This window comes from Parabacteroides sp. AM58-2XD (assembly GCF_003463685.1).
Classification (GTDB): Bacteria; Bacteroidota; Bacteroidia; order Bacteroidales; family Tannerellaceae; genus Parabacteroides; species Parabacteroides segnis.
In genome coordinates this window covers 1-11,931 of record NZ_QSDP01000049.1, presented here as the reverse complement: position 1 = coordinate 11,931, position 11,931 = coordinate 1, and the positions used below count along the sequence as shown (strand labels likewise).

Annotated in this window: 11 protein-coding genes, 1 tRNA gene and 1 pseudogene; all 13 read right to left on the bottom strand. The window is 44.1% G+C overall.

Annotation, left to right across the window (positions count from 1 at the left end):
- On the bottom strand, positions 1–462 hold the full coding sequence (gene smpB / locus DXA15_RS13140; protein ID WP_128134331.1) for an SsrA-binding protein: 462 nt from the start codon (positions 460–462) through the stop codon (positions 1–3).
- A 13-nt stretch (positions 463–475) separates the two neighbouring features.
- On the bottom strand, positions 476–1,042 hold the full coding sequence (locus DXA15_RS13135; protein WP_007657454.1) for a YIP1 family protein: 567 nt from the start codon (positions 1,040–1,042) through the stop codon (positions 476–478).
- 57 nt (positions 1,043–1,099) lie between these two features.
- Positions 1,100–1,864, bottom strand: a complete 765-nt coding sequence (locus DXA15_RS13130) for a hypothetical protein (RefSeq protein ID WP_128134330.1) — start codon at positions 1,862–1,864, stop codon at positions 1,100–1,102.
- 152 nt (positions 1,865–2,016) lie between these two features.
- On the bottom strand, positions 2,017–3,174 hold the full coding sequence (gene lysA, locus DXA15_RS13125; RefSeq protein WP_128134329.1) for a diaminopimelate decarboxylase: 1,158 nt from the start codon (positions 3,172–3,174) through the stop codon (positions 2,017–2,019).
- A gap of 61 nt (positions 3,175–3,235) precedes the next feature.
- Positions 3,236–4,552, bottom strand: coding sequence for an aspartate kinase (locus DXA15_RS13120; protein WP_128134328.1), 1,317 nt, complete (start codon positions 4,550–4,552; stop codon positions 3,236–3,238).
- Positions 4,553–4,618: 66 nt separating this feature from the next.
- Positions 4,619–5,296: a cell division ATP-binding protein FtsE gene (locus tag DXA15_RS13115; protein WP_007657449.1), complete on the bottom strand. Its 678-nt coding sequence runs from the start codon at positions 5,294–5,296 to the stop codon at positions 4,619–4,621.
- 6 nt (positions 5,297–5,302) lie between these two features.
- The gene (hisIE, locus tag DXA15_RS13110; RefSeq protein ID WP_007657448.1) at positions 5,303–5,899 is read right to left on the bottom strand and encodes a bifunctional phosphoribosyl-AMP cyclohydrolase/phosphoribosyl-ATP diphosphatase HisIE; all 597 of its coding nucleotides are present in this window, start codon (positions 5,897–5,899) and stop codon (positions 5,303–5,305) included.
- A 13-nt stretch (positions 5,900–5,912) separates the two neighbouring features.
- The gene (gene hisF, locus DXA15_RS13105) at positions 5,913–6,668 is read right to left on the bottom strand and encodes an imidazole glycerol phosphate synthase subunit HisF (RefSeq protein WP_128134327.1); all 756 of its coding nucleotides are present in this window, start codon (positions 6,666–6,668) and stop codon (positions 5,913–5,915) included.
- A 20-nt stretch (positions 6,669–6,688) separates the two neighbouring features.
- On the bottom strand, positions 6,689–7,408 hold the full coding sequence (gene hisA / locus DXA15_RS13100) for a 1-(5-phosphoribosyl)-5-[(5-phosphoribosylamino)methylideneamino]imidazole-4-carboxamide isomerase (protein WP_128134326.1): 720 nt from the start codon (positions 7,406–7,408) through the stop codon (positions 6,689–6,691).
- Between the two features lie 6 nt (positions 7,409–7,414).
- Entirely contained in the window at positions 7,415–8,005 is a 591-nt protein-coding gene (gene hisH, locus DXA15_RS13095) for an imidazole glycerol phosphate synthase subunit HisH (protein ID WP_128134325.1), read from the bottom strand.
- A gap of 212 nt (positions 8,006–8,217) precedes the next feature.
- Positions 8,218–8,294: transfer RNA gene (locus DXA15_RS13090), tRNA-Asp, on the bottom strand.
- Positions 8,295–8,475: 181 nt separating this feature from the next.
- Complete coding sequence (locus tag DXA15_RS13085; protein ID WP_128134324.1) at positions 8,476–9,513, bottom strand: quinoprotein amine dehydrogenase; 1,038 nt, start codon at positions 9,511–9,513, stop codon at positions 8,476–8,478.
- A 27-nt stretch (positions 9,514–9,540) separates the two neighbouring features.
- Positions 9,541–11,618, bottom strand: a pseudogene (locus DXA15_RS27985) (YncE family protein).
- Positions 11,619–11,931: the final 313 nt, after the last annotated feature.

Sequence of the window (11,931 nt, the reverse complement as noted above, 5' to 3'; positions counted from 1 at the left end):
TTACCGTTTGAATGCCCTGTCCATCTCCCGCTTATCGTCACGGGCTTTGATGGAATCGCGCTTATCGTATTCCTTCTTACCTTTGGCAATGGCGACAACCACTTTCGCCAGCCCTTTTTCATTAATGAACATACGGGTCGGGATAATGGTAAAACCACTGTTGCGGGCGGCACTGTCTATCTTGCGCAGTTCTTTTTTGGTAAGCAGTAGTTTGCGGTCGCGGCGTGCGACGTGATTATTATAGGTACCATAGAAATACTCGGCGATATACATGTTCTTTACCCACAACTCGCCTTTCTCTATGATACAGAACGTATCCACCAGGCTGGCTTTTCCCAGGCGGATGGATTTAATCTCCGTCCCCGTCAGCACAATCCCGGCAGTAAAAGTATCGAGCAATTCGTAATCGAAGGTTGCCCGCTTATTCTTTATCTGTATATTATTACTAATCTTTTCTTTCATCTTTTTCTAACTGTCAATAACGTAACCCCGGCATCAGCATGAATAAAACAAACTCGATCACCGCCGGCGTCAGCAAAATGATAACGGTCGTTATACCGGCAAACTTCAGGCGTTCTTTCTCTTCCACCTGCATGTAAGGGCCGGCCCCTTCCCATACAATATAAAATGTATAAAGTATAAAGATGCGCAGGAAGAAAAACTCCGGCAACAGCATCAGTACGACGTTCAACGCAAACATCAGGGAGGATGAATAACCGACAAAACGCTGGCAAAGTTTCATATCTTTCTCTCTTTTGAACAACCCCTGCCAGGCTTCATTCAGCAAATACGCCCCGAGATAGAAACCTCCGAACGAAGCAACCAGTGTCTTGATCGACGACTTCAACGCCAGTTCGACATCAAATTCCTTCCGTGTAAACAATACGCCCAGAAAAGCTGCCACAGTTACCAGCCCGATTAACGGATATATAAAGCGCGACAAGAACTCGTCGCCCTTCTCTTCTTTCCTCGACAGCATATCCCAGGCCTTCCCCGGTTGGGATATGATGGCTATAACCCATTTAATTATCTCCTTGTACATCTCTCTGTTTTTCTATTTGAATATATTCTCCCTATCCCCTCTACTATCTGTTTTTCCTTATTCAGTCCTGCTGTTAATTTTATATTCTATCGGTTCCGTCCTGTCCCAGATACAAGCTGTCGTATCCTTATTAAAAGCAGAAGCATAATTGATCGCTATAGAAAATGTGTTACTGCCTTTTTCTTCCTCCAAAGCACTCACCATATTATAGAACTCTTCCACACTAAAGGCATTCACCAGGTTCAGTTGCTGGCCTTTAGGCAGCTCCTCCCCTTCCCCGACTTCAATTCTCGCTATCGCTCTCAGATATAAATTGTAAATACGTTTGCCATCTTCCTGGGTATACAGATTTTCAGGATTATAGCTTATCATGAAACTATCCTTCTGATTCTCCACAACCGTATGGGTACTCCATAAAAACAACCGGCCTCTGATATAAAAGTCCCTTCCAGTGATAGCCTTCGTCAGCATCTCGTCTTTCAATACGACCGTTGTATCCGTCCAGTTTTTATCCACAGGCCACAAATCCACAGGTATAGGATTTTCTATCAGCTCGATAGACAAACTATCCGAATTCTGTAACTCAGGAGCAGCAGAATCAAATGAATATTGTATCAGAAAACAATCGCCATTATTCCCGCTTACGCCTAAATTGGTACCATAAAGGAAACGCCCGCCCTCAACAAAGAAGCCCTGGGTCGGACGGGTCTGATACACAGCTTCCTGCTCCCCTACGGTGATCCGTGTATTCGTATCCCCCAGACAAGAGGACATCATCAACAAGCAAACTATGAATATGCTATATAACTCTTTATTTTTCATCACATTCTATCTTTACGAACATTCAAGTTTAACCACACCCCACATGACGGGATCGTACAAAGGTAGTAAAAAAGGAAACACAACAAACAAGAAAACCGGGAACCTTTGCAAAAACAAAGAAACCCGGCTTTCTCTATATAATTAATTAACAATTAAATTGTATCGGAATAGTAGGCTTTCGGAAGCTGGCGACAGTTGTACTGGGAAGCCATCACCTCGCCGTAAGCACCGGCCGAACGCAAGGCGATCAGGTCTCCGCGATGTGCTTTATTCAATTCTACATCTTTACCGAACACGTCGGATGATTCGCAGATAGGGCCGACTACATCATACAATTCAACATCTTCATCACTGGAGATATTCTCGATCCGGTGATAAGCGTCGTACATGGCCGGACGGATCAGTTCGGTGAAACCGGCATCCAGGATAGCGAATTTCTTTGTCTCGCCTTCCTTTACATACAGCACCTTTGAGATCAGCGTACCGCACTGGGCTACTACCGAGCGGCCCGGTTCGAAATGTACCTGCTGGCCGGGACGTATTTTCAGCAATTTGTTGAATACGGCAAAGTAATTATCGAAAGCCGGGATCGGCAAATGATTCGGGTGATAATAATCGATACCGAGGCCACCTCCGAAATTCACATTTTCGATCCGGATACCACGTGCTTCCAGGTCTTCCTGTATTTCGTTTACACGAATCACCAAGTTACGGAAAGCCGACATGTCCGTGATCTGCGAACCGATATGGAAATGAATACCGATCAGTTTCACATTTTTCAGATTCGCCAGGTTATCCAGCACCTGTCCTAACTGGCTCAGGTTGATACCGAACTTATTCTCCTTCATACCGGTCGTGATCTTGGCATGTGTATGGGCATCCACTTCCGGGTTGATACGGAGAGCGACCGAGGCTACTTTATTCTTAGCGGCAGCCAGTTCGTCAATTATCTCCAACTCTACCGCCGATTCCACATTGAAACAAAAAATATCGTTATCCAGTCCCAGATTGATCTCCCAGTCGGCTTTGCCCACACCGGCAAAAACGATCTTATCAGCCGGAAAACCTGCATCCAATGCCGCTTTAACCTCACCGCCGCTTACACAATCGGCACCCAGTCCATTTTCAGCTATGATAGAAAGGATTCGCGGATTGGCATTTGCCTTTACGGCATAATGTGCATGATAGCCGTATTTGCCGGCTTCGTTCTTCACCATATCCAGTGTATCCTGTAATAACTTTACATCATAATAATAGAAGGGCGTAGGAAGTGCCTTCAATTTATCTATCGGGAATGTTCCTTTGAGCATATTACTTTATTATATATAAATTAAAAACAAGGGCAGTCCGGAAAAGGCTGCCCTCATATATTTAGTTGTTAAACAAATGATCGCTTAACGCTTGCAGCGCTTTCACTTTATCAGTGGCTTTCACCAGAAGCGAAACGTTGTAGTTGCTACCGCCATATGATATCATACGTACCGGAACATCTTTCATCGCCTGAACGATGCGGGCTTCAAAACCGACGTTATCCCATTCCAGGTCACCAACTACGCAAACAATTACCATATCTTCATCTACGGTAACGGTTCCGTATTTCTTCAGATCGTCTACAATTTCTTCCAGATGTTTGCGGTTGTCGATCGTTACCGATACGCCTACCTCAGAAGTAGTAACCATATCGATCGGAGTCTGGTAGTTTTCGAAGATTTCGAATACCTTACGCAGGAAACCGGTAGCCAGCAACATACGGCCACTCTTTATCTTAATGGAAGTGATATTGTCTTTCGCAGCAACGGCTTTGATCTTTCCTTTTTCTGTGTTGTTAGAGATCAATGTACCCGGAGCATCCGGCTGCATGGTGTTCAGCAGGCGAACCGGTATATTGTTCAACTTGGCCGGCAAGATGCAAGTCGGGTGCAGGATCTTGGCACCGAAGTAAGCCAGTTCAGCTGCTTCCTCAAAATGCAGGTTACGGACAGGAGATGTTTTATCTACGATACGCGGATCGTTATTGTGCATTCCGTCGATATCTGTCCAGATTTGAATTTCATCAGCATTGAGGGCTGCACCGATCAAAGAAGCGCTATAGTCGCTACCGCCACGCTGCAAGTTATCAATTTCACCGTAAGCATTACGGCAAATGTAACCCTGAGTGATATACAACTCAGCATCCTTATGTTCATTCAGCAGTTTAACCAGACGCTCTTTGATATATACAGGGTCCGGTTCTGCATTCTTGTCCGTCCGCATATATTCCAATGCCGGAAGTAGGACAGATTTCACACCTGTTTCATTCAGATACAGGTTCATCATGCCGGTAGAGATCAACTCGCCTTGTGCCAACACGACCTTTTCTTCGAACAGGGTGAACAGGTCTTTAGTAAAAGTGCGGATATAATCAAAATGAGATTTTACAAGTTCTTTGGCTTTCTGCTTATATTCGTCGGTACTGTACAGTTCTTCGATATGTCCGTAATATTTCTGTGCAAGCTTATTGATGATTTCATTTGCACCATCCGGATTTTTCTTGTACAGGTAGTCGGATATTTCAACCAACGAGTTGGTTGTACCTGACATGGCAGACAATACGACAATGTTACGGTCGCCCGAGCAAATCAATTTTGCTACATCTTTCATTCTCTGTGCAGATCCCACAGAAGTACCGCCAAACTTTAAAATTTTCATTTTCTTTTCCTATAATTAAATTGTTTGTTCCTTGCTTCTTTTGCGTGTGCAAAGTTACATAAAAAATTATTCACCGACATCACCCAGGCGTGCATTCTCACATTTAACTATACGGGCCGGATAATTATGCACCAGCGTGTAGTTATGTGTAGTCATTATCACCGCCGTACCCTTCTCACAGATGTCGTGCAGAAGCTGTACGATCTGGCCGCTTGTTTCAGGGTCCAGATTACCGGTCGGCTCATCGGCTAATATCAGTTTAGGATCATTCAGGAGTGCTCTTGCTATGACGATACGTTGCTGCTCGCCGCCCGATAGTTCGTGCGGCATCTTGTACCCTTTGTTATGCATACCCACCTGGTGAAGCACATCGTCGATGCGCTCCTTTATCTCGCTCTTCTTCTTCCAGCCTGTCGCCCGCAATACGAACTCCAGGTTTTTGATCACCGAACGATCGGTAAGCAGCTGAAAATCCTGAAACACAATCCCGAGCTTACGGCGAAGATACGGGATATCTTTCCGTTTCATCTTACAGAGATTGTAATCCAACAGCCAGGCATCGCCTTGGCTGATGGGGATTTCGCAATACAAGGATTTCAACAGACTGCTCTTTCCGGAGCCTACTTTTCCAATGACGTACACAAACTCCCCGTTACACAAGGTAAAAGAGGCATCGTGCAATATGACATTTTCATCACGGCAGATTTCTACGCCATCCAGTCTGAGCAGTGTTGTATCTTCCATAGTAATTTATCCTTTATGTCTTTTCTTTAATTCGCGTGCCAGGTCTTCCAGACGAAGTCCTTTGCTGGTCAGTAATACGATCAGATGATAGATCAGGTCGGATGCCTCGTAGATAAAGCCGTCTTCCGTTCCGTTGGTCGCTTCGATCACAGTTTCAACCGCTTCCTCTCCCACTTTCTGGGCCATACGGTTCACACCTTTCAAAAACAGGGAGGTCGTATAAGAGCCTTCCGGCATTTCCTGGCGGCGCTGTTCGATAAAGTCCTGCAAATATTTCAGGAACATGATATCTTCCACATTCTTTTCGCCGAAGCAGGTATCAGCACCTGTATGACAAACCGGACCGGCGGGATTGGCTTTGATCAGGATCGTATCATTGTCGCAATCCACCATCATGCTAACCACCTGCAAGGTGTTGCCGCTGGTTTCGCCTTTCATCCATAAACGGTTCTTTGTACGGCTAAAGAAGGTCACCTTACCGGTTTCCTTTGTTTCTTCATAGGCTTCTTCATTCATAAAACCCAGCATCAATACTTTGTTGGTATTGTTATCCTGAACGATTGCCGGGATAAGTCCGCCCATTTTTTCAAAATCTAATTTCATCTTATTCTTGTAATTATATTCTTACATTGATTCCTTCCCTGTTCAGATACTGCTTCAGGTCGGCTATGCCGATTTCACCGAAATGAAATACGCTGGCAGCCAATGCCGCATCGGCCTTACCTGCCGCGAATGTATCACGGAAATGTTCCATCTTTCCGGCACCGCCCGATGCGATGACCGGGATATGCAGGTTGTCCGCCAGAGTCGATAACGCCTCGTTTGCATAACCGTCTTTCACACCATCGTGTGTCATGCTGGTAAACAGGATCTCTCCGGCTCCCAGGTTTTCGGCTTCGGCCGCCCACTGGAAAAGATGTTTCTCAGTCGGGATACGTCCGCCGTTCAGATAACAGATCCAGTCGCCATTCTCATAATTTGCATCGATGGCTACGACACAGACCTGGCTTCCGAAGTTCTTCGCGATCTCCTCGATCAACGAAGGGTTGCGCAGTGCCGCCGAGTTGATGGATACCTTATCGGCACCGGCACTCAACAGACGGTCTACGTCTTTCAATTCGTTAATACCGCCGCCCACAGTAAAAGGGATGCTGATATTTGCAGCTACTTTTTTGACCAGTTCGGTAAAGGTCTTGCGTCCTTCATGCGAAGCGGTTATATCCAGGTAGACAAGCTCGTCGGCTCCCTCCCGGCTGTATTGTGCTCCCAGCTCCACAGGATCCCCTGCATCGCGGAAGTTTACAAAATTAATACCTTTTACTGTTTTTCCATCTTTGATATCCAGACAGGGCACTATTCTCTTGGCTAGCATACGTTGATTTCTCCTTTGTTTCACGTAAAACGAAGCAGATCTTTCAAATCGATCTTTCCTTCGTAGATGGCTTTGCCGAAAATTACCGCCGGTATTCCCGCCTCAGCCAGTTTTTCTATATCTTCAATCGAACTGACACCGCCGCTGGCTATGATATATATAAAAGGCAATGCTTCCCGTATTTCCTTATATAATCCGACAGCCGGTCCCTGCAACATTCCATCCCGGCTGATATCCGTACAGATCACTTTTGTGATTCCTTTGTCATAATACCCCTCGATGAAAGGGATCAGTTCCTTATCAGTAGTTTCCTCCCACCCGCTGATAGCAATCTTTTTATCTTTCGCATCAGCGCCTAATATAATTTTTTCGCTTCCGAACTTGGTAATCCAGGAAGTAAAAACTTCCGGGTTCTTCACTGCGATACTTCCGCCGGTCACCATCTGCGCACCGCTTTCAAAAGCAATCTCCAGATCATCTTCCTGCTTCAGTCCGCCGCCGAAGTCTATCACCAAAGCGGTCCGTGTCGCCAGTCTTTCCAGCACACGGTAATTGATGATCCGCCCCTGACGGGCACCGTCCAGATCCACTACATGCAAACGACGGATGCCATGCGCTTCGAACATCTTCGCCACTTCCAGCGGATCTTCGTTGTACACCTTCTTGGTATCGTAATCGCCTTGCGTCAGGCGGACACATTTGCCATCTATCAAATCTATTGCAGGGATAAGCTCGATCATATTCTCTTACAGTTTTAGAAAGTTCCTCAGAATTACTTCACCGACCGAACCACTTTTCTCCGGATGGAACTGCGTTGCATAGAAGTTATCCTTATGCAGCGAAGCACTGAACGGTAATATATAATTAGTGGTAGCAGCCGTATATTCATTTACGGGTACATAATAACTATGTACGAAGTAAACAAATTTGTTCTCCAATTGTGCGGTAAATAAACCGTCTTTAACCTGAGTTATAGTATTCCATCCCATATGGGGCACCTTATCCTCATGACGGTGGGGAATGAACCGCTTTACTTCCGTGTCAAAAATCCCCAGGCACTCTGCATCTCCTTCCTCAGAATGACGACACATTAATTGCATACCCAGACAAATACCCAATACGGGTTGTTTCAGATCCCTGATAACAGCATCCAGTTTATGTTCCTGCAGATGAGCCATTGTCGTTTGTGCCTCCCCTACACCCGGGAAGATCACTTTATCTGCTTTACTTAATAGCTCCGGGTCCGCTGTTATCACAGGACTTACGCCCAATCGTTTCAGTGCATAATTCACTGAGTAGATATTTCCGGCATTATACTTAATAATGGCGACGTCCATTTTTCTTTCTCCGTTTTCTTTTTTATATTGAGTTGCAAAAGTAACAAATTATCATAACATATCACCGTATGGTTTATGAAAAGTTGCCAAACAGTGTAGATTTGTAACAAACCTGTTTTCTAAAGATGTAATTGGAAAATAAAAAAAGCCATAACACATGAAACACCAATATATAAAAAAAGTCTGCTAATCTAACGACTAACAGACTTTACTGGCGGTCCGGACGGGACTCGAACCCGCGACCCCATGCGTGACAGGCATGTATTCTAACCAACTGAACTACCGAACCTCTTCTTGGATAATCAATCTCTCTCGATTGCGGTGCAAAGGTAGATATTATTTTTAATTCTGCAATACTTTAAGCAAAAAAAATACACCAATATTTCAACCATACCTGATAGACAACAAATTAGAAAGCACATATTTTTAAGAAAATATCCACTAAACACATGCTTGTCACGCTTAGATACTTACTCGCGTATCTCTCCTTTATGCACAATCATTTTTACCAATGTCTGCATCGATTTATGTGTATCCGAAACCCACAACACCGAATCGTTCTGCGCATAAATACGAACAGGCAGTAAAAAAGAGTATCCTTTGATGGTCTTTATTTTTTTCACCCATTCACCTTGTTGGCTATCATATATATTGATAGCATCGTTATCGCCGGTTGCATACCAACGTTCGTTACACAAAGCAAGCGTCTTAGGTTTAAAATCGAGAGAAAGAGACAGTTCGTCCATATCAATGGAAGTTCCGTTTACCAAATCATCATTTACCAATGTCGGATCGAGCACACGTATTTTCTTTCCCTCATAATCTGTAAGCAGAATATTCCCTTCCGCATTGAACTGCATATAGTGGGGAGCAAAACCATTGTTACCCGGACTGTTATTTCCGGAAACTTGCCAATGACGGTTTATCTTCTGATAATTTTCTTGAGTAACATCCGACTCTTTATAAATACTGACCTTTCCGTTCTTGTCGCGTGCAAAGATAAGGCCATCTTTCACCGCAAGCGCTTGTGCCTGAAATACCGGACCACTCCATTTTCCATTCCCAATGCAAGTGACATAAGTCAGATCCGGTAGTTCGAACACATGAATGCGCGACTGCCGCTCAGCAACATATAATCGATTTCCTGCCGGAACAATAGCTTCGATCGAACTCCCGAAATTCTTTTCCTCATTGTCGAATTGCCATGATTTCACCACATCTAGCAATCGCCCCTCCTTTGTATTGAATACCAACAAACTGTTTCCTTCCTTTCCTATGTTAGCAATAAAAAGAGTATCTCCCAAATGTGCTACAGTATAAGGAGAGAAGTCTTCCAAGGCTTCCATTCCTAAAGTTTCCGCATTAACTAACTGTGCAGCCTCATAAGAATAATACCAATAACTATCATATTCGGGCGAACCCTCCTCCGGGTTCCCTATATCATCACTGCTGCACCGAATGGTCAGCATACCCAACAATACCAACCAGATATAAACATACATTTTCATATTCACTTTCATTTTTATGGGATCAACTTAGTTTAATTCATTCATAGGGATTGCATAGATACACGCTCCGCTCTTTGTACGGTCTATAATAAACAAGGTATTACGGCGAATACAGAATTTTTCCGGGACCTGCAAGGTGACATCTCCAACAACCGTGTAATCTTTCAAGATTTCGCCTGTCACCGGATCGACTTCGCTAAACTTCTCCTTGCCGTTTGAACTAACAAACAACCGACCTTCATAAAAATCCAAGGCATAAGGAATATTTGCATACGTCAGCTGATCGACACGTTTAAATGTTACTCCTTCACGAATAGCATCAGGAGTAAAGATATCTATGCGTTTGGACGGATGAGTGGAATACAACAGTCCGCTCTGTTCATCTACTGCCATTCCATAAGTACCGGCGGTTTCACCCAAATGTTCGGAACGGATATAGATACGCGGAGCCTTTTTCCCCGGTTCCAAAATTCGTTCTTCCACAATATCGATATAACGTTTATCATGAATCATAATCAGTCCCTTATAATATAGCACATCAAAAGCATGAACAGTCTGCGAAGGCCCTGTTCCCCAACTACCGGTACCGATACAAGTGATAAACTGATGGTCTGTCGCATCAAAAATCTCCGTTCGGCTACCCTCATGAGTAACGTAAATCTTTCCGTTAGCACGTGTAACCCCATTCGGTCGACCTGCAAATTTTTCCTGGGCATCCTCCCAGGTCCATTCCTTGATACTTTCCAAATGCTTCTTACCACCGTTCGCTATACTGAATACTTCCAGGCTATAGTTATTATCGGCATCATTCACGACATACAACGTATCACCATATGCAAACACATCTTTCGGACGGAAAGTAGCTGCCGTTGCTCCCGGCACATCTGAATAATCCAACTTGAAAGTAACAGGTTCTCCATCGTTTCCCTCAGAAATATTCTCTTCGCGTAGCGGTGACAACCCACCATCGAGGGCATCCAGCTCCGGATCTTCAATAATATACTTAGAAGCTACATAGATATCGTCAAAATACCTGTTTTTACTCCGGCGGGTATGTAAGAAACGGCGAGAATAAACCGGCAGTTCTTTCTCCAGCGATAAATCCACATATACATTATTACACAAAGTAGGCCAGCCTGGTCCGGTTTGTTCGTATGTCATATTTCCGGCATGGCCATATCCGAGACAGTGTGCAAATTCGTGAAAGATAGTCTCCGTAATACTTTTATCGTCGGCATAATGTTCCAAATAACACACCTCATGCATACCGAGGTAGTTCCTCCCCCCAGCCCCATGACTCCTGTCGTATATCCGAAAACCAGTCCAGCATGATTAAGTACTCTCGTCAACAAGGCGCTTTTGTCGATCTCCACCCTGTCATTGTTACTATGCAACGGTCCAAACTCATACAATGCTTTCTCGAACTTTTGCGACGAGAACATATAACTCATGTTCAGCGCAATAGCTACAGCTTCACGTGTATGCGAAGCCTTCATTTTATATTTCCAGCTAGCCTGAGTATCACTATATCTGCCAAAAGCTATGCGCCATTTGCAACGAATAGATTGCAACCTGTCCCAATAAGGATCGTCAGACTCTACCGTGAAAGAAATGTTTTCTCCCGTCAGATACGGGTTTGCCATGATACGGATCTTTTTTCCGCTACGGGTATAAGCCGTCAAGTCTTGAGTGGCAAACGGAATACATACCCGAAGTTGCTGAAATGGCAGCACCTTTTCGAGCGACATAAACATGAACTCTTCATCATATCCATCAATAGTCGCCCAGATGGTTACGTTTTTCAACGCTCTGGGGCTATAAAAGCGGAGTTGGAAATTATGATCGTCGTCCAATTGAATCTGCAACGGCTGAGTGACATAGAAACTGCGCTGGCTCGAATCGAAATAAATATCCGGCGATTCTTCATCGTTCAACAAATAATACGTATTATCCTCATTATAGGCAGCTTCCGTCATCCTGACGGGCAATTCTTCAATTACAAGACCACCTTCATCGGGTAGGGATACTTCATCATCTTTACAGCCAACCAGCTGCAAAAGCATACCAGCCAACACAAACAGGCTAGTGGGAAATAATCTTTTCATCGTCTGTCTTTGTTTATAATTAAATATAATGCTCTTCCGAAAAAGGGTGCAAAATTAATTATTTTCGATGTGTTTTACCAGTATTCTTATTGCAAGGCAGGGCAACCGCACCAAAATTTCTATTAAAATATGTTTTGTGGCATAAATCATTAAAATATTTCAAAAAAAGTTGTGTAATTGGGGAATAAAGGTAATCTTGCAGATAGAAAAGTCTTAACTATGAAAATAGAACCTTAACGACTGGATTTTTTACGTGAAGATTTTGCAAACCAAAGTCTCTTGACTATGATTCGTGAGATCTTATAAGAGGTCT